Raw genomic sequence first — 22,451 nt, 5'->3', positions numbered from 1 at the left:
GACCGGCCGGAGGCCACGGTCGTCCCGCTGCGGGTCGACACCGTCGCCCTGCGCACCCGTACCGACGAGGTGCCCGCCCTCCTGCGCGCCCTCACCCCGGCGACACGACGGCAGGCGGCCGCCGCGGTGACCGCCGGCCCGGCGGAGGAGGAGGCCCCCGCCCGGCGGCTGGCCGCCCTCCCGGCCGCCGAGCGGCACCGCACCGTCCTGCGGCTGGTGCGTTCGCAGGTGGCGGCGGTGCTGGGACACGGTTCGGCCGAGGCGATCGGACCCGACCGTGCCTTCCAGGAGCTGGGTTTCGACTCGCTCGCCGCCACCGAATCCGCCGCGCGCTCCGGTCGATCCCGACCCGGCGTCTGCGGGACGCGGGCCTGATGGACGTACTCCTCGAACTCGCCGACGACGACGGCGCGGTGCCGGCGCACGCGGAGGCCCTCGCGGACCCGGAGGAGCGGGACACCGACCCGTACGACGCACCGGACGGTCCCGTCGACACCGGTCAGCGCACCCAGGACGTCCCGCTCACCGAGGCGTCCGAGGCCCCCGGCAACGCCACGGCCCCCGACGCCCTGCGCGCCGCACGCGCGGAGACCGCGCGGCTGCGCCGGGACAACCGGCGGCTCACCGCCGCCCGGCACGAACCGATCGCGATCGTCGGCATGGCCTGCCGCTACCCGGGCGGAGTGACCTCGCCCGAGGACCTGTGGCGGCTGGTCACGGACGGCGCGGACGCCATCACCCCGTTCCCCGAGGACCGGGGATGGGACCTGTCGATGCTGCGCGACCCGGAGTCCGAGCGACCCGACGGCTACTACGCACGCGAAGGAGGCTTCCTCGACGGGGCGGCCGACTTCGACCCCGGGTTCTTCGGCATCTCGCCCCGCGAGGCCCTCGCGATGGACCCGCAGCAGCGGCTCGCGCTGGAACTGTCCTGGGAGGCACTGGAGCGGGCGGGCATCGACCCCGGCTCGCTCAAGGGCAGCCGCACCGGTGTCTTCGCCGGCGTGATGTACCACGACTACCCCGGCAGCGACGGCAACGGCAGCGTCGTCACCGGCCGCATCTCCTACAAGCTCGGCCTGGAGGGCCCGGCGGTCTCCGTCGACACCGCCTGCTCGTCCTCCCTCGTCGCCCTGCACCTCGCGGTCCAGGCGCTGCGGCAGGGCGACTGCTCGCTCGCCGTCACCGGCGGTGTCACCGTGCTCGCCACGCCCGGTGTGTTCGTCGAGTTCGGCCGGCAGGGCGGGCTCGCGCCCGACGGACGGTGCAAGTCGTTCGCCGCGGCGGCCGACGGCACCGGCTTCTCCGAGGGCGCCGGCTTCCTCGTGGTCGAGCGGCTGTCCGACGCGCTGCGCAACGGGCACGAGGTGCTGGCCGTGGTCCGGGGCTCCGCCGTCAACCAGGACGGCGCGAGCAACGGGCTCACCGCCCCCAACGGCCCCTCCCAGCGCCGAGTGATCCGGCAGGCCCTCGCCAACGCACGGCTCGCCGCCGACCAGATCGACGCGGTCGAGGCGCACGGCACGGGCACCACGCTCGGCGACCCGATCGAGGCGCAGGCGCTGCTGGCCACCTACGGCCAGGACCGGCCCGGGGAACGCCCCCTGTGGCTCGGCTCGGTGAAGTCCAACATCGGCCACACGCAGGCCGCCGCCGGCGTCGCGGGCGTCATCAAAATGGTGATGGCGATGCGGCACGGCGTACTGCCCGCCACCCTCAACGTGGACGCGCCCAGCGACCAGGTCGACTGGACCGCCGGCTCCGTCGCGCTCCTGACCGAGCAGCGGGAATGGACCGCCACCGGCCGCCCGCGCCGCGCCGGCGTCTCCTCCTTCGGCATCAGCGGCACCAACGCCCACGTCATCGTCGAGCAGGCACCCGCCACCGCGCCCACGGCCCCCGCCGTCCCCGACGGGGCGGACGACGCGGGTCCGGTGCCCGCCCCGGTCGTCGTACCGTGGCTGCTGTCGGCGCGCGACCAGGACGCCCTGCGCGCCCAGGCCGGACGCCTGCTGGCGCACGTCGAGGAGGCCGGCGCGGACGCGCCGCGCCCGCTCGACGTCGCCTACTCGCTGGCGACCACCCGCACGGCGTTCGAACATCGCGTCGCGGTCGTCGGAGCGGACCGCGACGGGCTGCTGGCCGCCCTGGGCGCGGTCGCACGCGGAGAGGAACCGGCCACCACGGCCCGCGAGGGACTGCTCGCCGTCCTCTTCCCGGGCCAGGGATCGCAGCGGCCCGGCATGGGACGCGACCTGTACGAGCGGTTCCCGGTCTTCGCCGAGGCCTTCGACGCGGTCTGCGCCGGGCTGGACGAGCACCTGGAACGGCCCCTGCGCGAGGTCGTCTGGGGCGACGACGAGGACGCCCTGAACGCCACCGCCTACGCTCAGGCCGCCCTCTTCGCCCTCGGAACGGCGCTGTACCGGCTCGCCGAGTCGTTCGGCGTCGTCCCCGAGTACGTGGCGGGACACTCCGTCGGAGAGATCACCGCGGCCCACGTCGCCGGGGTCTTCACCCTGGAGGAGGCCTGCGCGCTGGTCGCCGCCCGCGGCAGCCTGATGCAGGCGCTGCCCGCCGGCGGCGCCATGGCGGCGATCCAGGCCACCGAGGCCGAGGTGCTGCCCCACCTCACCGACGGCGTCGGCGTCGCGGCCGTCAACGGCCCGGCCTCCGTCGTGGTGTCGGGTTCCGGGCCGGACGTCGAGAAGGTGACCGCGGTCTTCCGCGAACAGGGCCGCCGCACCACCGCCCTGCGGGTGTCGCACGCCTTCCACTCCCCGCTGATGGAACCGATGCTGGACGACTTCCGCGCCGTGCTGGAGCGGCTGTCGCCCCGGCCGCCCGCCCTGCCCGTGGTCTCCAACCTCACCGGGGCCCTCGCCACCGCGGAGGAACTGTGCTCCGCCGACTACTGGGTACGGCACGTCCGTGAGGCCGTACGCTTTGCCGACGGGGTGAACACCCTGCACGAGCAGGGCGTCACCAGGTTCCTCGAACTCGGACCCGACGGCGTCGCCTGCGCCATGGCCCGCGAGACCCTGCCCGACACCGCCGTGACCGTCGCCGCCCAGCGGCGCACCGCCCCCGGCGAGACCGCCCTGGTCGACGCCCTCGCCCGGCTCCACGGACACGGCGTGACCGTCGACTGGGCCCGGTTCTTCGCCGGCCTGGGCGCCCGCCGGACCGCCCTGCCCACCTACGCCTTCCAGCGGCGCCGCTTCTGGCCCGCGGAGATGCGCCAGGGCGCCGGGGCGGAAGCCGCCGGGCTGACGCCCGCGGACCACCCGCTGCTCGGCGGGGCCGTGGAACTCGCCGGATCCGACGGCCACCTGTTCACCGGACGGCTCTCGGTCGCCACCCACGGCTGGCTCGCCGACCACGTCGTCATGGGCGCCGTCCTCGTCCCCGGCACCGCCCTGCTGGAGCTGGCGGTGCACGCCGGCACCTCCCTGGGCTGTGAACTGGTGGAGGAACTCACCCTCGCCGCACCGCTGGTCCTGCCCGCCCGCGGCACGGTCCGGCTCCAGGTCGGCGTCGGCGCCCCCGACGACACGGGCCGCCGCACGCTCGGCATCCACTCCCGGCCCGCCGACGACCCCGCCGCCACCTGGACGACCCACGCCGAGGGCGTCCTCGTGACCGGCCCCGCGGCCCCGGCCGCCACGGACTTCGACGCCTCCGTCTGGCCGCCCGAGAAGGCCGAACCGCTCGACACGGACGGCCTGTACGAGCGCTTCGAGGACGCCGGGTTCGTCTACGGGCCGGTGTTCCGGGGCCTGCGGGCCGCCTGGCGGCGCGACGGCGAGGTGTTCGCCGAGGTCGCCCTGCCCGACGGCGCCGACGGCGGCGCGTACGGTCTGCACCCGGCGCTCTTCGACGCCGCCCTGCACGCCACCGCGCTGGCCGGCCCGGCCGCCGACGGCGACGCGACGCGGGACGGCGACGAGCCGCAGGGCGGAGGGGTGCCGTTCGCCTGGAACGGCGTGTCCCTGCACGCCGTCGGCGCGTCCGCCGTCCGTATCCGGCTCTCCCGGGCCGACGACGGCACCCTCGCCGTCGCCGTCGCCGACACCACCGGCGCACCGGTGGCCACCGTCGGCTCCTTGGTGACCCGCCCGATCTCCGCCGCGCAGCTCGGCACCACGGCGGGCCCCGACCGGGACTCCCTGTTCGCCCTGGACTGGGTCCCGGCGCCGGAACACGTCCCGGGCACGCCGTCCGCCGCGCCCGAGGCGCGGACCGCGCGGATCGCCGTGATCGACCCCGACGGCACCCCGGACGGCACCTCGGACCCGGCACTCAAGGACCTCACCGCCGACCGGTACGCCGACCTGGCGGACCTCGCCGCGGGCGCCGACGGGCCGGTACCCCCGGTCGTCCTCCTGCCCGTCCGTACCGGCACCGGCAGCGGCAGTGTCGGTCACGGCGGCACCGGCGACGGACGGACCGCGGGAACGGCCGACCCGGCGCGCGCCGCGCACACCGCGACGGCCCAGGTGCTCGCCACGGTGCGGACCTGGCTCGACGACGACCGGTTCGCCGCCTCCCGCCTGGTCGTCCTCACCCGAGGCGCCACCGACGGAGCCGACCCGGCCGCGGCCGCCGTATGGGGCCTGATGCGCGCGGCCCAGGCGGAACACCCCGGCCGCTTCACGCTGCTGGACCTGGACGCGGACCTCACCGGCACGGGCGACGCGGACCACACGGGTGCGGCCCTTCCGCCCGCCGTGCTCGACCCCACCTCCGACGAGCCGCAACTCGCGGTGCGCGAAGGCCGCGTGCTCGTGCCCCGGCTGGTCCGGGTCCCGGCACCCGAACCGCGGGAAACGGACGACCGGGACACCGACGGCACGATCCTCGTCACCGGGGGCACCGGCGGTCTCGGTGCCGCCGTCGCCCGCCACCTGGTGGCCGAACACGGCGCGCGGAGCCTGCTCCTGGTGAGCCGGCGCGGCCCGGCCGCCGACGGCGCCGGCGAACTCGCCGCCGACCTCGAGGCGTCGGGCGCCCACGTCACCGTCGCCGCCTGTGACGTGACGGACCGCGCCGCACTCGACCGGCTGCTGGCCGGGATCCCCGCCGACCGGCCGCTGCGCGCCGTGATCCACGCGGCGGGCGTGCTGGACGACGGAATGGTCGGCTCCCTCACCCCCGAGCGGCTCGCCACCGTCCTGCGCCCCAAGGCGGACGCCGCCTGGCACCTCCACGAGGCCACCGCGGGGCTCCCGCTCGACGCCTTCGTGCTGTTCTCGTCGGTGGCCGGCACGCTCGGCAACGCCGGACAGGCCAACTACGCGGCGGGCAACGCCTTCCTGGACGCCCTCGCCCGGTACCGCCGCGACCTCGGACTGCCCGCCCTCTCCCTCGGCTGGGGCCCCTGGACCCGGGGCAGCGGCATGACCGGCGAGCTCAGCGAGGCCGACATCGCGCGCATGACCGGCGCGGGCATGCCGCCCATGTCCCCGGAGCAGGGCCTGGCCCTGTTCGACGCTCTCAGCGCCGCGGACACGGGAGCGGCGGTCCTGCCCGTACGGCTGGACCTGGGGGCCCTGCGGGCCCTCGGCGAGGTCCCGCCGCTGTTCCGGTCGCTGATCAGGGCGACGTCCCGCCGCGCCGCCCCGGCAGCGGGAGCGCAGGCCGCGGACCTCACCCGGAGGCTGTCCGGACTCACCCCGGCGGAGGGCCGGGAGGCGCTCCTGGAGCTGGTGCGCGGCCAGATCGCCACGGTCCTCGGACACGTGGACCCGGCCGACGTCGAACCGGACCGGCCCTTCCAGGACCTCGGCTTCGACTCGCTGACCTCCGTCGAGCTGCGCAACCGGCTCGGCGCGCTCACCGGCACCCGCCTCCCGGCCACCCTCCTGTTCGACCACCCGACGCCCGGCGAACTCGTCGCCCACCTGTACGCACGCATCGCCCCGGCCCCGGCCGGCGGACCGGAGGCGGTTCTGGCGGAGCTGGACAGGCTGGAGAAGAGCATCGCGGGTGTCGAAGTCGGCGCCGAACTGTTCGAACAGGTCGCGGGCCGGCTGGAGGTGCTCCGCAGCAAGTGGCAGTCCCTGCGCACGGAGTCGTCCGCGGCGTCCGGTGAGGAGGACGACGGGTTCGACTTCGAATCGGCCACGGACGAGGAGGTGTTCGACATGCTCGACAACGAACTCGGGCTGTCGTAACGCCGCCCCGCCCGGTTCCACCCACCCGCCCGCCCGGCCTTCAGCCGGGCGGGCGGTGTCGTTCCGGGCAGCCGGCCCGCGCGTCGGACCGGCGCGTCCGACGCCGTCCCGCTCACCGGTCCTGCCGGGGATCCGGCCCGTTTCCCCCTCGGCGGATGCCCGTCCGGAGGCGGTACGGGCAGCCGCCTCACCCGCTGTTCAGCGGTTTTCCGGCCACGGCGACCTCCCGCCTGGCCTGTTTCGCCCTACCGGATGACCGAAGCGGGCACCGGGGCGGGCGGCGGGCGGACACGCGTCCCGAGGGCGCCGGCCCGGTGCCGTACGGGCCGAATGCCCGGCGGATTCCCGGACGGAAGCGGACATGCCCAGGGTCCCTGACGGTCACCGCCGGCCTCGTCCGGCACCTCGAACCGCCCCGCACCGCCCCGTACCGCCTCCGACCGCTCCGCGCCGCCGAAGAACGCTCCGGACGTGCCCGTTCGGGCGCCGTGCTCTGCCCGCTCCCACATGTCCGCAGCTCATCGGCTCACACCGGACCGGGGCCCCGGCGCTTCGCACACCCCCCGGTGTCCGCGGGACACCCCGGCACCTCGGCCACCCCGGAACCCCGCAGCACCGGACGCGAAAGGCCCGTGAGCGCCGGAAGGCGCCCACGGGCCGGTTCCCCGCACCCGGGGGAGTGGTGCGGGGGTTCAGAGGGGCCGGCGGAAACCGGCCAGCGCGGCGAACGCGCCCGCCGCGCTGATCACCGCGCCGATGACCAGCGCGGGAATCGCGTGGTCGAGGCCCGGCACGTCCAGTGCGAGGGCGCGGGTGGCGTCGATGGCGTAGGTCAGGGGGTTCACGTGGGCGACGGCCGCCAGCCAGCCCGGCAGGTCGGCGACCGGCACGTACGCGCTGGACGCGAACATCAGCGGGAAGATCACGATCAGGGCGAGGTTCTGCAGCGGCTCGGCCCGCCGCAGCCAGGCACCGGCCGCGATGAAGGCCCAGCCCAGCGAGAAACTGATGAAGAGCGTGAGCCCGGCGGACAGGGCGATCTCGGCGACGCCCCCGTTGGGGGAGTAACCCATGACCGTCATCGCCAACACCATGATCACGAGGATCTGCACGGCGCTGCGCACGAGCCCCACGAGGCTGCGCGCGACCAGCAGGGCCCCGGGGTGCACCGGCAGCGAACGCAGCCGAGCCACCACGCCGTTGCGGAGGTCCTCCACCAGCCCCACCCCGGACTGCATCGCCGACTGGGCGGCGTTGTCCACCAGGACGGCCGGCAGCACGAAGTCGAGGTAGCTGACACCGTCCGGGAAGTGCGGGGGCATGCCCATCTTGCTGAACACCTGGGTCAGCACGAACAGGATGACCACCGGCTGGATGAGGCCGAAGAGGACGATGCCCGGGTCGGTCACCATCGCCCGCAGCGACCGTCCGGTCAGCACCCACACCTGAGCGGCGAACGAACTCCCGCCGAAGTCGGGTGCCTGGAGGACGACGGCCGGGGGAGGAGCGTCCGGGCGCGCGGCGGGAGTGAGGTGCTTGGTCAAGAGGTCCTCCACGGAGGGCGTCGGGCGGCGGTCACGCCGGGGTCCTGGCGTGCTGCTCGGCGAGGGTCAGATACACGTCGTCCAGGCTCGGCTCGCCGAACGTCAGCTCCGTGGCCTCGACACCCGCGTGGTCCAGCGCGCGGACGACGTCGGCGATCTCCCGGGTGGTGTCGATGGGGACGACGAGGCTGCGGGTGCCCTCCTCGCCGCCGACCGGGGCGAACCCGGCGCCGCGCAGCGAGGCCCCCGCTCTCCCGGGGGCGTCGTCACCGTCCAGCGTCAGGGTCACGGTACGGCGGCCGACGGTGGCCTTGAGCTCCTCGGGCGTGCCGGAGGCGACGACCCGGCCGGCGGAGAGCACCGCGATCGTGTCGGCGAGGCGGTCCGCCTCCTCCAGGTACTGCGTCGTCAGCAGGACGGTGGCGCCCTGCCGCACCAGGCCCTCGACGATCTCCCACAGCTTCAGCCGGCTCGACGGGTCCAGACCGGTCGTGGGTTCATCGAGGAAGATCACCTGAGGACCGCCGACCAGGGACACCGCGAGGTCCAGCCGGCGCCGCAGACCGCCCGAGTAGCCGTCGGCGCGCCGGTCGGCGACCGTCGTCAGCTCGAACAGCTGCAGGAGCTCGTCGGCGCGGGAGCGCGCGGCCCGGCGACCCGCCCCGAGCAGCCGGGCGATCAGGACGAGGTTGTCCCGTCCGCTGAGCCGGCCGTCCACGGACGCGAACTGGCCCGTGAGGCCGATGCGGCGGCGGATCTCGAAGGGGTCCCGGGCCACGTCGTACCCGGCGACCGACGCCCGGCCGGAGGAGAGCGGCAGGGCGGTGGTGAGGATGTTGACCAGAGTGGTCTTGCCGGCTCCGTTGTGGCCGAGGAGGGCCAGGACGGTGCCCCGGCGGGCACTGACGCTGACCGAGTTCAGTGCGTGGACCGTGCCGTACGACTTGCTGACGGCGTCCGCCTCGATCATCAGATCGCCGGAGCCGGAGCCGGAGCCGGAGCCGGAGCCGGAACCGGAACCGGGCTGGGGAACGGGGGGCATGACGAGCCCGCTCATGAGGTGATCTCCCGCTGGTGGATGTATGGATGCGCGCGAAGTGGAGGACCGGCCTCCGGCCCGTCCGCAGGTGCCGCCGCCCGCCGGTGCGGGCGGCGCGGCGCGGACGCGTGCCGTACCCCGCCTACCGGTCGTCGCCCCCGTCCATGAGGCGGAACAGGTCCTCGTCCGAGGCGTCCTCCAGGTCCAGCGGCCCGTCGGCCGGTTCCGTGACACCGGCGCGGGTCTGGGGCCGGCGCGCGGCCAGCGTCCTCAGCCGGGCCGCCGTCCCGGAGTCGAGGCCGGCACCCGACGTGAGCAGCGCCTCCAGCGCGTCGACCAGGGCGCCCACGTCCCGGACGCCGGACGGCCCGGAGCGCCGGAGCGTGTCGCACACCAGCCGGGCCACCGCGGCGGGGGAGGGATGGTCGAAGACCAGGGTCGGCGGCAGCCGGACCCCGGTGACGGCGGTGAGCCGGTTGCGCAGTTCGACGGCGGTCACGGAGGTGACGCCCAGTTCGGTGAAGGCCAGCCCGGGACCGGCGTCCGGCGGCAGCTCCCCGCCGATCACGGCCGCCAGCTCGCCGCGCACCAGGTCCGTCACCAGGGCCTCGCCCTCCGCCTCGGTCAGACCCGCCAGCCGTTCGGCCAGCGCCGGCGCCGCGTCCGCCGCCGGCACGGCCTCGGGGCTCGCCACGGTCACCGTCCCGGCGGGCACCGGGGCCAGCCAGTACGACTCGTGCTGGAAGGCGTACGTGGGCAGCGGCACCGCCCGGGCGCCGGGCAGCACCGCCCGCCAGTCGACCGGCAGCCCGTGCGCGTGCAGCCGTACGGCGGCGGCGAGCAGGGACCCCTCCTCGTCCTCCCCGCCCCGCAGCAGCGGCTCCACCACCGGCCGGACGCCCGGCTCCCGCGGTCCGGGCCGCGCCTCGAGGCACTCGTCGACCATGGGGGTGAGCGCGGCCTCCGGGCCCAGCTCCACGTAGACGCCGGTGCGCGCGTCGGCGAGCACCCCGACCGCGTCCGCGAACCGGACCGCCTCCCGGGCGTGCCGCACCCAGTGGCCGGGGTCGCGGGCCTCCTCGGCGGTCAGCGGGCGGCCGGTGACGCCGGAGACCAGCGGCAGGCGGGGGCCGGCGAAGGACAGGCCCGCCACGGTCTCCCGGAACTCGGCGAGCACCGGGTCCATCAGCGGCGAGTGGAAGGCGTGGCTGACCATCAGCCGGCGCGTCTTGTGCCCGGCGGCGGTCAGCTCGGCGGCCAGCTCGTTCAGCGGATCCTCCGCGCCCGACAGCACCACCGACCGCGGGCCGTTCACCGCGGCGACGGCGATGGCCTCGGAACGGCCCTCCAGCCACGGCAGCACGTCGTCCTCGGAGCAGCGGACGGCCACCATCGCGCCGCCCGGCGGCAGCGACCCCATCAGCCGGCCGCGCGCGGCGACCAGGGCGCAGGCGTCCGGCAGGTCCAGCACGCCCGCCACGTGCGCGGCGGCGATCTCGCCCACCGAGTGGCCCACCACCCGCGCGGGCGTCACCCCCCAGGAGACAAGCAGCCGGTACAGGGCGACCTGGAAGGCGAACAGGGCGGGCTGCGCACAACCGGTGCCGTGCAGCAGCGCGGCCTCCTCGCTGTCCGGCCCGGCCCACATCACCGAGGTCAGGGGGCGCTCCAGCAGGGGATCGAGCTCCGCGCACACCTCCCGCAGCGCGGCGTCGAACACCGGGAACGCGGCGGCGAGCGCGCGGCCCATGCCGGGCCGCTGACTGCCCTGCCCGGTGAACACGAACGCGGGCTCGGGCTCCGGGGAACCGCCCGCGCCCCGGCCCGCCGCCCCGGCGGCCCCGTCCCGTGCGAACCCGGCGGCGGCCGCCGTGAGCGCGGCCCGGTCGGCGCCGGTGAGCACCGCCGTACGGCCGTGCAGGGAGCGGGTGGTGAGGAGGGAGTAGGCGATGTCGCGGGCCGGCACCTCCGGATGCGCCTCGGCGTACCCGGCCAGCCGCCGGGCCTGGCCCCGCAGGGCCGCGGTGTCCCGCGCCGACACCAGCCACGGCACGACGGCCCCGCCGGCCTCCGGGACGTCCCGCCCGTCCTCGCCCGCGTCCGCCGGCCCGCCGTCCCGCCCGGCCTCGGCCGGGGCCTCCTCCAGGACGAGGTGGGCGTTGGTGCCGCTGATGCCGAACGACGAGACGGCCGCCCGGCGGGTCCTGCCCGCCCCGGCCGGCCACTCCCGTGCCTCGTTCAGCAGCCGGACGGCGCCGGAGGACCAGTCCACCCGGGAGCTGGGGGTGTCCGCGTGCAGGGTGCGCGGCAGCACTCCGTGCTCCAGCGCGAGGACCATCTTCATCACCCCGGCCACGCCGGCCGCCGCCTGGGTGTGGCCCAGGTTCGACTTGACCGAGCCCAGCCACAGCGGCCGCCCCTCGGGACGCTCCCGCCCGTAGGTGTCGAGCAGCGCCTGCGCCTCGATCGGGTCGCCGAGCGGCGTACCGGTGCCGTGCGCCTCCACCGCGTCCACGTCCGCCGCGGTCAGCCCCGCGTCGGCCAGCGCCCTCCGGATGACCCGGCGCTGGGCGGGACCGTTGGGCGCGGTCAGGCCGTTGGAGGCGCCGTCCTGGTTGACCGCCGAGCCGCGGATCACCGCGAGCACGGGATGACCGTTGCGCCGGGCGTCGGACAGCCGCTCCAGGAGCAGCAGACCGGCGCCCTCCGACCAGGCGGCCCCGTCGGCGCCCTCGCCGAAGGACTTGCAGCGGCCGTCCGGGGACAGGCCCCGCAGCCGGGAGAAGCCCACGAACGGCGCCGGTGTCGCCATCACCGCCACGCCCCCGGCGAGCGCCAGCTCCGACTCCCCGGACCGCAGCGACCGGCACGCCAGGTGCAGCGCGACCAGCGACGAGGAGCAGGCCGTGTCCACCGTCAGGGCGGGACCGCCGAGGCCCAGGGTGTACGAGATCCGCCCGGACAGCGCACCGGCGGAGGTGCCCACCGGGAGCAGCCCCTCCAGTTCGCCGGAGGGGTCGGTCGCGCCCGTCGCGTAGTCGTGGTACATGGCACCGGCGAACACACCGGTACGGCTGCCGCGCAGCGTCAGCGGATCGATCCGGGCCCGCTCCACGGCCTCCCAGGCGAGCTCCAGCAGCAGCCGCTGCTGCGGGTCGGTGGCGAGCGCCTCCCGTGCCGACATGCCGAAGAAACCGGCGTCGAAGTGGGCGGCGTCGCGCAGGAACCCGCCCTCGCGGGCGTAGGAGGTGCCCGGGTGCTCCGGGTCGTCGTCGAAGAGGGTGTCCAGAGGCCACCCGCGGTCGGTGGGGAACCCGGACACGGCGTCCACGCCGTCGGCCAGCAGCTCCCACAGCGCCTCGGGGGAGGCGATGTCCCCGGGCAGCCGGCAGGCCATGCCCACGATCGCCACGGGCTCGTCGCCGGGCACCGGGCCGGGCGGCGGTTCCTCCTCCCGGCCGTTCAGCCCGGCCAGTTCCCGGGCGAGGGCGGCCGGGGTCGGGAAGTCGAAGGCCACCGCGGCGGGCAGCCGGAGCCCCGTGGTCTCGGCGAGCGCGTTGCGCAGCCGCACCGAGGCCACCGAATCGAGGCCGTGCGCGCGGAACGTGACGTCCGGTCCGATGGGTTCCGTGCCGTCCGCGCCCCCCGCGCCGAGCACTTCGGCGACCGCGGCGACGACCAGGTCGAGGGCCGTGCGTAGGTCCGGGCGGGGCGCGTCGGCGGGAACCGGCACGGGGTGCGCCGCGTCGTCGGCCAGGATCCGCTCCAGCGCCAGCCGGTTGATCTTCCCGGCGGGGGTGCGCGGCAGGGCCGGCAGGACGACGAGCTCGAGCGGGATCTTGTACTCGGCGACGCCGCGTTCCCTCAGGAACGCCGTCACCTCACGCAGGCCGACCGGGCTCACGGGGACGCTCCCGGCGTCCGGCGACGCGTCCGATGAGACATCCGGCGAGGCGTCCGGCGACGCGGTCACCACCAGGCAGGGGTACTCCCCGAGCCGCGGATCGGGCTTGGCGACCACCGCCAGCGGACCGATGCCGGGCAGGTCCGCCAGCAGGCCCTGGATCTCCACGGCGTTGAACTTCCGCCCGCCCACGTTGATCAGTTCGGCGGAGCGGCCGTGGAACACCACGAGACCGTCCGCGCCGATCGAGGCGAGGTCACCGGTGCGCAGCCAGCCGTCCTCGGACACCACCGACCGGGTCAGCTCCGGCTCGCCGTGGTAACCGCGGAACATGCTGGGACTGCGGTAGTACAGCTCCCCGGCCTCACCGGGGGCACACGGCCGTCCGTCCTCGCCGAGGACGCGCAGCTGCGCGCCCCGCACCGGCCGCCCCACACTGCGCGCGGCGACCTCCGGCGGGTCCCCGGCCAGACTGCTGGTGCCGTTCCCGGCCTCCGACATGCCCCACACCACGACCAGCGCGGTGTCCAGGGTCTCCCGCACCTCGCGCACCAGGGCGGCGGGCAGGGCGGCGCCGGCGGTCAGCACCCGATCCGGGCGGAACCCCGCCCCCGACTCCGACTCCCGGACCCGCGCCACCACGTCGTGCAGCTGCGCCGGCACGGCGACCACCACGCTCGGCCGCTCCGACCGCGCCAGCTCCAGGAAACGGTCCACGTCCCACGAACCCAGCAGCACCTGACGGCCGGAACGGAACAGCGCCGAGTACATCGACTGCAGCCCGAAGCAGTGGGTCAGCGGGCACGCCGTGATCAGGGTGCCGCCGAACGGCCCGGCGCTGTCCTCGGTCGCCGCGCGGGAGTTGGTGAGCAGCGAGTCGTGGGTGTGCAGACAGATTTTGGGCCGCGCGGAGGTGGTGCCGGAGGAGGGGAACAGCAGGAACGGCGCGTCGGGCCGCACCTGAACCGGCCGGGGCCGCTCACCCGCGCAGCGCGCCAGCAGGCCCCCGACCGTCTCCGCGCCGTCCGCCGCGTCGTCGCCGGCGACCAGGACGGCGCGCAGCGACGGCAACGCCTCCCGCAGCACCGCCGTGCCGAGCGGGCCGTCGGCGTCCTGGACGCCCGGCGGCAGCGCGAGCACCGTCGGGCCGACCCGCTCCAGCAGGGCCCGTACGTCGGCGGGGGTGTTGCCCCGGTGGACGGGCAGGGTGACGGCGCCCACCGACGCGGCCGCCAGGTGCAGCGTGACGTACTCCCAGCAGTTGGGCAGGTGCAGGGCGACCACGTCGCCGGGGCCGACACCGGCCTCCTGGAGGCCGTGGGCCAGCGCGTCCACCTCGGCCCGCCACTGCGGCCAGGTCCGGGTGCGTTCGCCGTCCACCAGCGCCACCGCGTCACCCCCGTCGCGCACGGCCGCGGCGAACACGTCGGGCAGGGTGAGGCCGTCCAGCCCGCCGTCGGCGGCACCGGGCGGCTGGATCACGTAGTCGTCAGCGTGGACGGGCACCATCACTCCCGGGGGTGTCGAGCGTTTCCGGCGAAGGGGAACCCGTCCAGGCTGCTGCCCGGCACCCCGGATTTTCCCTAGACATGGCCTGCCGCGCGCATACGGGAGCCGGGAGAGGGGGACAGCTCATCAGCCCGCCGACCCGCCGACCCGCGGGCACAGCAACGTCCCGGCGGAGCCACGGGGCTCCGCCGGGACGCTCCGTCAGGGGTCAGCCGGTCCGGGGGGCCATCCGTCCGTCCCGCGACGTCCCCGGGGCGGCGGGGGCCGCCGTACCGGCCCCGGCCGCCGCGCCGCCCGCGCCGTCCGCGTCGTCGTCCGCGAGGTCCACGCGTCCGGGGAACGCGGTGCCGAGCAGCCGCAGCAGCGGCGCCGCCTTCACCGCCGTCTCCTCGAACTCCGCCGCGGGGTCCGACAGCGCGATGACGGCGCCGCCGACGCCGTAGCGCAGCCGGTTCCCGCTGAGCACCACCGTGCGGATGACGATGCTCAGGTCCACCGCCCCGGTGAGCGAGAAGTAACCGATGGCCCCCGAGTACACGCCGCGCGGACCGCCCTCCAGCCGGTCGATGATCTGCATGGTGCGGATCTTCGGCGCCCCCGTCATCGAACCGCCGGGGAACGCGGCGCGCACGGCGGCGACCGGGCTCAGGTGCGGGCGCAGTTGTGCCCGTACCGTGCTCACCAGCTGGTGCACCGTCTCGTACGTCTCCACCTGGAACACCGGGTCCGCGACGACCGAGCCGACCTCCGCGCACCGGCCGAGGTCGTGCCGGACCAGGTCGACGATCATCAGGTTCTCGGCGCGGTCCTTCTCGCAGGCCGCCAGGTCCTCCGCGAACCACGCGTCCTCCCGCGGGGTGGCGCCGCGCGGCCGGGTGCCCTTGATGGGTTTGGACTCCATCACGCCGTGCCGGTCGATGCGCAGGAACCGCTCGGGCGACGTGCTGAGCACCGCCATCGGCCCGAAGTGCAGGAACGCGGCGAACGGCGCCCGGCTCACCCGGCGCAGACAGCGGTACGCCTGCCACGGGTCCAGGTCGGTGTCCGCCTCGGCCATGTTGGTCAGGCACACCTCGTACGTCTCACCGGCCGCGATCTCCTGCTGGCAGGCGTCGATCAGCTTGAGGTAGGCGTCACGGTCGTGGCGCAGCACCACCGGCCCGGTGCCGCCGGCCGCGGGGGGCTCGCAGGGCTCCGGTTCCCAGCCCGCGACCGTCTCCAGGGCGGCGGCGGACGAGGCGAGCCAGGACCGCGCGGCCTCCTCGTCGCCGTCCTCGGCCAGGGCCAGCAGATAGGTCGTGTCGGTACGGTGGTCGAGCACCAGGGCGCGGTCGGCGAAGACGAGGACGGCGTCGGGGTCGGGGGAACGGTGCGCCGCCTCCCCGTCGCACTCCGCCTTCAGTTCGTAGCCGAGGCAGCCGACCCAGCCGAGGGCGAAGTCGAAGGGCAGCTCGGGCACGTCGGTGCTCAGCGCGGCGAGGTCCCGCTCCAGCCAGGACAGGAAGGCCGACCGTTCGACGCGGGTGGTGCCGCCCCCGGTGACGGTCACGGTGCCGGCCTCCACGTCCGCCGTGGCGACCCGGGCCAGCGGACCGGAGGCGTCCCCCATCACGGACAGCTGTCCGAGGCGTCCGCCCGGCCGGCTGCTGTCCAGCCAGAACGGATGGTCGCCGGTGCGGAACAGCCAGTCGAAGGCGACCTCCGCGTCCCAGCGGGTGCGCAGCCGCTCGGCGAGGACCCGCAGCCGCCGGGGCGAACCGCCCTCCGCGGCCCGGTCACCGGCCGAACCGCCCTCCGGGGCCCGGTCACCGGCCCCGGTACCGGCCGTCACCGCCGCCCGCCCGCCGCCCGCGCCCGTCGTCGTGCCTCCGGCCGCGCCCGTGGGGTCGGGGGAGCGCCGTTGTTCCGGAACGCTCCGCGGGCCGGCCGGCCCGCTCGCGCCGGGGCGAGAGCGGCCGTGCCGCTCGGTCAGCCGTCGGAAGTTCTCCAGCAGCCGGTGGCCCTCCTGGGTGCCGATGGACTCAGGATGGAACTGAACGCCCCACAGCGGCAGACTCCGGTGGCGCAACGCCATCAGCACCCCGTCCGGCGACCACGCCGTGGCCTCGAGCTCCGGCGGCAGCTCCGTCACCGCGAGGGAGTGGTAGCGGACCACCTCCAGCGGCTGCGGCAGCCCCTCGAACAGCCCGGTGCCGTCGTGCCGCACGGCGCAGGTCCTGCCGTGACGCGGCTCGGGCGCGCGCCCCACCGAGGCGCCGTGGGCCAGCGCCATGCCCTGGTGGCCCAGGCACACCCCGAGCACGGGCAGCCGGCCCTCCTCGGCGATGCCCGCGCACAGTCCGAAGTCGGCCGGCCGGTGCGGTGTGCCGGGGCCGGGGGAGAGCACCACGTTGTCGAAGGAGCCGAGGAGCCCTGGCCGCCACGCCGGGTCGTCGTTGCGGATCACCTCGGGCTCCCGCCCGTTGACCCGGGACAGGTAGTGGAACAGGTTGTAGGTGAACGAGTCGTAGTTGTCGACGAGCAGTGTGCGCATGAGCGTTTCCTTGTCCAGGAGGCGCGTGAGCGGAAAGTGACGGGGAACGTGACGGACGCGGGTGACGGTCCGGCCGTGTGCGGGCTCTCCGGTGGTGGGTCGACCACGACTCCTGCGCCGGCCCGGGTGGCGCCGTCCGGCGGCACCCGGGCGGACGTCAGGACGCCGGGGCGGACCGCGCCAGGCCGAGGGCGTCGGCGATCTCGCCGTTGACCGCGGTCAGGTGCTGGGTGAGGAAGAAGTGGCCGCCGGTGAACACCCGCAGCCGGAACGGACCTTCGGTGTGGTCCCGCCACCGCTCGGCCTCCTCGACCGTGGTGAGCGGGTCGCCGTCGCCGGTGAGCACGGTGATCCCGCAGCGCACCGTGCGCTCCGGCGGGCAGGAGTACGTCTCGATGGCGCGGTAGTCGCCGCGCAGCGCCGGCAGGGCCATGCGCAGGATCTCCTCGTCGCCGAGGACACCCGCCGCGGTGCCGTTCAGCCGCTTCATCTCGGCGACGATCCCGTCGTCGTCCCGCAGGTGCACCTCCTCGGCGCGCGTGGTCGACGGACCGCGCCGGCCGGAGGCGATGACGGTGCGCGGCCCGGCGTCCTTCTGCTCCAGCCGCCACGCCGTCTCGAACGCCAGCGCCGCGCCCATGCTGTGCCCGAAGAACACGCACGGCCGGTCGTCCAGCGCCAGCAACCGCTCGGCGATCAGGTCGGCCAGCCGGCCGAGGTCCTCCACGCAGGGCTCCTTGCGCCGGTCCTGACGGCCGGGGTACTGCAGCGACAGGACCTCGGCGGCCGGGGCGAACCGAGCCGAGACCGGGTGGTAGAAGCTGGCCGAACCGCCCGCGTGCGGGAAGCAGACCAGCCGTACCGCGTCGGCGTCGGCCGGGTGGTAGCGCCGCAGCCACAGGGCCCCGGTGTCGTCAGCGGTGGTCACGGTGTGAGTCCCTTCGGTGATGCCGTGGCCGGCGGTGTTCCGCCGGCCGGGCGGGTCCGCGGCGGTCCGCACGGGCGCACCTCCCGTTCGCGGACCGCCGCGGCCCGCTGCGCCCCGGCGGGAGGCCCGGGCCTCTGGCCCCGGACCTCCCGCACGGGAGCCCCGTGCCGGGACCGGCCCCAAGGGCCCGTCCCGGCACGGAAGTCCTTCCGACCTCCACCACCACACGTGCGTCTGCCACATGTGTGCCTGCTACATGTGTGCCTGCTACATGTGTGCCTGCCACATGTGTGTCTGTCACACGTGCGACAGACACACGTGCGGCGGACGCACGCCGTGCCGTCCGCACGGCTCGGACCGAGGACACCGCGTGTCCCGCCGGGCCGCGCGTGCCCGTCCGGGGGCGGTCAGTCCTCATGGACGGTGATCGAGCCGGACGGACACAGGTCGCCCGCGGCACGGACCCCGTCCGTGTCCACCTCCCCGGGCTCCTTCACCAGCAGGGTGACGATCCCGTCCTCGTCCTGGTCGAAGACCTCCGGCGCGTTCAGCGCGCACTGGCCCGCTCCGACGCACCGCTCGCTGTCGACGGTGACGCGCATGCTCGTTGCTCCTCGTGGGGGTGGGTACTCGGGCGACGGTGGGACCGGGTGCCGCCGGGACCGTCCGGCGGCACCCGGAGCCGGTGGCCTTACCAGCGCACCGGCAGCTCGTGGAGTCCGAACAGGATCCCGTCGTACTTGAAGGCCAGCTCCTCCTGCGGAACGGCCAGCTCGAGCGTCGGGATGCGTTCGAACAGCTTGCGGTAGGCGATCTCCATCTCGACCCGGACCAGGTTCTGGCCGAGGCACTGGTGGACGCCGTAGCCGAACGCCACGTGCCGGCGCTCGGAGCGGTCCGGGTCGAAGGCGTGCGGGCAGCCGAACACCTCGGTGTCGTGGTTGGCGGCCGCCAGCAGCGGGACGATGCCCTCGCCCTTGCGGATGAGCTGCCCGGCGATCTCCACGTCGTCGACGGCGACCCGCAGCGCCACCATGTCGGCCACCGAGTGCAGCCGCAGCAGCTCCTCCACCAGCCGCTCGTTGCCGATCCACCGCGGGTTCGTGAGCAGGGTGACCACACCGAGGCCGATGTTGTTGGCGGTGGTCTCGTGCCCCGCGATCAGCAGGAGCAGCAGCACGCCCGACAGCTCCACGCTGGTGAGCTGCCCGGTGGCCAGCAGCCGGCTGATCAGGTCGTCGCCGGGCCACTTCTCCTTGATGGCGATCAACCGGTTGATGTAGCGCAGCAGTTCCCGGGTGGCGGTGGCCCGCTCCTCGTCGGTGGAGGTGCGGATGGCGACCAGGGTGCGGGTGCGGGACTCGAAGAAGTCACGGTCCGCCGGCGGCACCCCGAGCAGCGAGGAGATCACCAGGGACGGCACCGGCAGCGCGAAGTCGGCGATCAGGTCGGCGTGGTCGCCCGCGGCGAGCATCGCGTCGATGCGCTCGTCCACGGTGCGCTCGATCGCCGGGCGCAGCTCGCGGACGCGCCGCACGGTGAACTCCGGGATGAGGACCTTGCGGAACCGGTCGTGCTCGGGGGAGTCCAGCCCGACGAACCAGCCCGGGATCTGGTCCTGCTTGGGCACCCCCATCGTCTCGCCGACGTTGGGGAAGCCCTCGTTCTCCGGGTTGGCGCTGATCTTCGGGTGGGTCAGCACCGCGCGCACGTCCTCGTGCCGCGTCACCAGCCAGACCGGCACCCCGTTCGGCAGGTGGGACAGGACCAGACCGTTCTGCTCGCGGTGGCTCGCGTACTGGGACAGGGGCAGCGGTTCCTCCGGTGTGCGCCGGGGGAAGCCGACCACCGTGGGGCCGGTGCTGGTCGTCATGTCCGTTCCTTCTTCCTCTTCCTGAGGTGTCCAGGTGTGTCCAGGGGTGCCGCGCGGTGCCGCGGCGCGTACGGGCGGCCGGTCCGCGGACGCGTACGGGCGGTCAGTCCGCGGAGTAGAACTCCCGGACGGCACCGATCACGTACTCCTGGTCGGCGGCGGTCAGTCCGGTGTGGGTGGGCAGGTACAGGCCGTCCTCGCTGAAGCGGTGCGCGTTCAGGGACGGCCACACCGGGTCGAGGTAACCGGGCTGCCTGCTCATGGGCTTGAAGAACAGCCGGGTCTCGATGCCCCGTCCGGCCAGGTGGGCCCGGAGCTCCTCGCGGCGCTCGGCACGCAGGTCGTACATCCACAGCACGTCCCGCGGCGGCATCGACGTGATCCCCGGAACGTCCTTGAGTCCCGCGTCGTAGCGGGCCTCGATCTCCCGGCGGGCGGCCAGGATCTCGTCCAGCCGCTCCACCTGGGCCAGCGCCACGGCGGCCTGCATGGCCGTCATGCGGAAGTTGTAGGCCAGCTTCTTGTGCAGGAAGCTGTGGTCGCGGGTGAACGCCATGGCCCGCAGGTGCGCGAGCTGTCCGGCCAGCCGCGGGTCGTCGGTGAGGCAGATCCCGCCTTCGCCCGCCGTGATGATCTTGTTGGCGAAGAGCGAGAAGCACGCGATGTCCCCGACCGGCCGCACCCCGTGTGCCTCCGCCGAGTCCTCGACCACCCGCAGGTTGTACTGGTGCGCGATGTCCATCACCGCGTCCATGTCGCAGCGGCGCCCGTAGACGTGCACCGGCATCAGCGCCTTGGTGCGCGGGGTGATCTTCTCCTCGATCAGGGAGACGTCGATGTTCAGGTCGTCGCCGCAGTCCACGAAGACGGGCGTCGCCCCGGTGTACGTCACCGCCCAGGCGGAGGCCACCATGGTGAACTCCGGCACGATCACCTCGTCGCCGGGACCGATGCCCAGCGCGCGCAGCGCCAGGGTCAGCGCGGCCGTGCCGGAGGAACAGGCGACGCCGTGCGCCACGCCGTTCCACTCGGCGAACGCCTCCTCGAAGCGCCGTACGTAGGGGCCCTGCGAGGAGATCCAGCCGCCGGTGACGGCGTCGGTGACGTACTCCAGTTCGCGCCCGCCCAGAGTGGGCCGGGAGACGGGATGGGTGAAAGACATGCGTCCTCGCTGCGGTGGTGCGTGCGATGGCTGGAAGAAGGGGGCGGACGGTCCGGCACCGGCCGGCGGGCGGCCTGGCGTCATGGTGTCGGCAGCAGGCCCAGGATCAGGTCGGCCGCGGCCTTGCGCCCGCCGGCCGCCCGCTGGAGAGCGCCCAGCCGCTCCGCCCGCTCACGGAAGGACGGGTCCTCGACGACCCGGGTCAGCTTGTCGACGACGTCGTCCGGGTCGACGGTCCCCGGCCGGTCCAGGGTGAGGCTGATGCCGAAGTCGCGGCCGCGCACCGCCTGGTCGAAGCAGTCCACCCACAGCGGCCGCACCACCTGCGGCTTACCGAAGTAGACGCCCTCGTGGTAGGCGTTGCCGCCGCCGTGCGAGAAGAACACCGACACCTTCGGGTGGGCCAGCACGTCCAGTTGGGACGGCACCCAGCTCTCCACCCGCAGATTGCCGGGCAGTGAGGCGGCCGGCGGCAGCAGGTGCTGCTGCTCCTTCGGCAGCTTCCACAGGAACTGGTGGCGGTCCGACATCCGGCGGGCCACCTCCACCAGCGCCGCGACCTCCTCGCGGGTCAGCCGGGTGATGGTGCCGAAGCCCATGTAGACCACCGACGACTGCCGGTCCAGCCAGCCGCCGAGGTCCTCGTCGTCCGGGCACTCCGGCAGCGGCGGCAGCAGGGCGCCCACCAGACGGAGCTTCTCCGGGACGTCGAAGGGGTAGTCCAGCTCCGGAATGGAGGAGCACAGCACCATCTCGGCCGCGTCCACCCGGGTCATGGAGTTGGGCGGGGCGATGCCGAGCTCCTTGCGGATCGCGGCGTCCTCCTTGAGCACCTTGCCCATCGACGGGTGCAGGAACATGAGGAGCGTCCGCCACTTGAACAGGGTGTTCGCCAGCTTCTGCCGGGGAGTCATCTCCAGCGGCAGACCGGAGTTGGGGACCGGGAAGTTCTTCGGGGTGTAGGACGCGCCGAACGGGTTGTGCGAGGTCAGCACGTTGCTCGGGACGAACGGCACCGACAGCACGTACGGAATGCGGTGGGTGAGCGCCAGGTCGACACCGAAGCCGCTCACGCAGTCGATCACCATCAGCGCCGGCCGCACCTCCTCGACCACCTTCTCCAGGGCGCGGTACTTGCGCGCCTGGAGCGCCGGCCGGTACGACTGCCGGACCACGGCGCGGTGCGCCTTGAACCGCGAGGACTGCGTGACCTCCCGGTACACGGCGTCGTCCCAGGTCACCGCCGACAGCTCGGACACCACCTCGCCCAGCGAGGCGAACGACACCGCGGACTCGGCGGCCAGTGCCGCCACGTCGTCCCGGCGGTGCTCGTCGGTGGCGAACCACAGGTCGGGCACACCACGCCGGGCCAGTTCCCCGGCCAGCACCAGCAACGGGTTGAGCAGTCCGCTCTCGGGGAGACCGACGAAGAGGATCGGCCGTGCGGCGGAGTCCATGAGGGCCCTTTCACGAGGTGACTGCCGAAGTCGCCGGCCGGCCGCGCGGGCACGGCCGGCAGGCGGACAGGCAGGACGGAGTTGTCCGTGTGCGGCCCGTCGGCCGGGGCCCGAGTCGGGCGGCGCCGACCGCACCCCATCTTGATCTCACGGCCGTAACCAGGAAATCCTTAGACTTGCCCCGCGAGCCGGACGGAACACCGGGCGCGGGGCACGGGGCCGACCCGCGCCGGGGCGACCGGAGTTGCCTGTACGGTGGGCGCACCGAGCGTTCCGTATGTGCCGACGGGGGGCTGTCCAGCGGAGCGTTGCCCCGGCCTCAGCAC

General features: G+C 74.8%; 11 protein-coding genes. 2 read left to right on the top strand and 9 right to left on the bottom strand.

Annotated features, from left to right (window positions below; all coding sequences use genetic code 11):
- Both IH50_RS43335 and IH50_RS0122480 read left to right on the top strand, forming a co-directional pair.
- The coding region (locus IH50_RS43335) for an acyl carrier protein (RefSeq protein ID WP_030865151.1) at nt 1-375 on the top strand (375 nt) is incomplete at its 5' end.
- Nucleotides 375-6,176 carry a type I polyketide synthase gene (locus IH50_RS0122480; RefSeq protein ID WP_324617148.1) on the top strand — a complete coding sequence of 1,934 codons (5,802 nt, stop codon included), beginning with the start codon at nt 375-377 and terminating at the stop codon, nt 6,174-6,176. The genes IH50_RS43335 and IH50_RS0122480, both read left to right, overlap by 1 nt.
- A 692-nt stretch (nt 6,177-6,868) precedes the next feature.
- Here the strand turns inward: IH50_RS0122480 and IH50_RS0122475 are convergent.
- From IH50_RS0122475 to IH50_RS0122435, 9 genes are all read right to left on the bottom strand, one after another.
- Nucleotides 6,869-7,720 carry an ABC transporter permease gene (locus IH50_RS0122475; RefSeq protein ID WP_051767414.1) on the bottom strand — a complete coding sequence of 284 codons (852 nt, stop codon included), beginning with the start codon at nt 7,718-7,720 and terminating at the stop codon, nt 6,869-6,871.
- A 31-nt stretch (nt 7,721-7,751) separates the two neighbouring features.
- The gene (locus IH50_RS0122470; protein WP_030865143.1) at nt 7,752-8,777 is read right to left on the bottom strand and encodes an ATP-binding cassette domain-containing protein; all 1,026 of its coding nucleotides are present in this window, start codon (nt 8,775-8,777) and stop codon (nt 7,752-7,754) included.
- Between the two features lie 124 nt (nt 8,778-8,901).
- Nucleotides 8,902-14,172 carry a type I polyketide synthase gene (locus tag IH50_RS0122465; RefSeq protein WP_030865138.1) on the bottom strand — a complete coding sequence of 1,757 codons (5,271 nt, stop codon included), beginning with the start codon at nt 14,170-14,172 and terminating at the stop codon, nt 8,902-8,904.
- A gap of 208 nt (nt 14,173-14,380) precedes the next feature.
- A complete protein-coding gene (pabB, locus tag IH50_RS0122460) occupies nt 14,381-16,705 on the bottom strand; it encodes an aminodeoxychorismate synthase component I (protein WP_078914065.1) in 2,325 nt (774 codons plus the stop codon).
- Between the two features lie 157 nt (nt 16,706-16,862).
- The gene (locus IH50_RS0122455) at nt 16,863-17,633 is read right to left on the bottom strand and encodes a thioesterase II family protein (RefSeq protein ID WP_030865130.1); all 771 of its coding nucleotides are present in this window, start codon (nt 17,631-17,633) and stop codon (nt 16,863-16,865) included.
- A 407-nt stretch (nt 17,634-18,040) separates the two neighbouring features.
- On the bottom strand, nt 18,041-18,235 hold the full coding sequence (locus IH50_RS0122450; protein WP_030865127.1) for a ferredoxin: 195 nt from the start codon (nt 18,233-18,235) through the stop codon (nt 18,041-18,043).
- A gap of 89 nt (nt 18,236-18,324) precedes the next feature.
- Nucleotides 18,325-19,506, bottom strand: coding sequence for a cytochrome P450 (locus tag IH50_RS0122445; RefSeq protein ID WP_030865125.1), 1,182 nt, complete (start codon nt 19,504-19,506; stop codon nt 18,325-18,327).
- Nucleotides 19,507-19,609: 103 nt separating this feature from the next.
- Nucleotides 19,610-20,668, bottom strand: a complete 1,059-nt coding sequence (locus tag IH50_RS0122440) for a DegT/DnrJ/EryC1/StrS family aminotransferase (protein WP_030865122.1) — start codon at nt 20,666-20,668, stop codon at nt 19,610-19,612.
- An 80-nt stretch (nt 20,669-20,748) separates the two neighbouring features.
- Nucleotides 20,749-22,125, bottom strand: coding sequence for a glycosyltransferase (locus IH50_RS0122435; protein ID WP_030865119.1), 1,377 nt, complete (start codon nt 22,123-22,125; stop codon nt 20,749-20,751).
- Nucleotides 22,126-22,451: the final 326 nt, after the last annotated feature.

Origin of the sequence: Streptomyces sp. NRRL S-37, assembly GCF_000721605.1 — a bacterium.
Lineage (GTDB): Bacteria > Actinomycetota > Actinomycetes > Streptomycetales > Streptomycetaceae > Streptomyces.
Note: the sequence above shows the minus strand (reverse complement) of the source record. Positions and strands in the feature narration are given on the sequence as shown.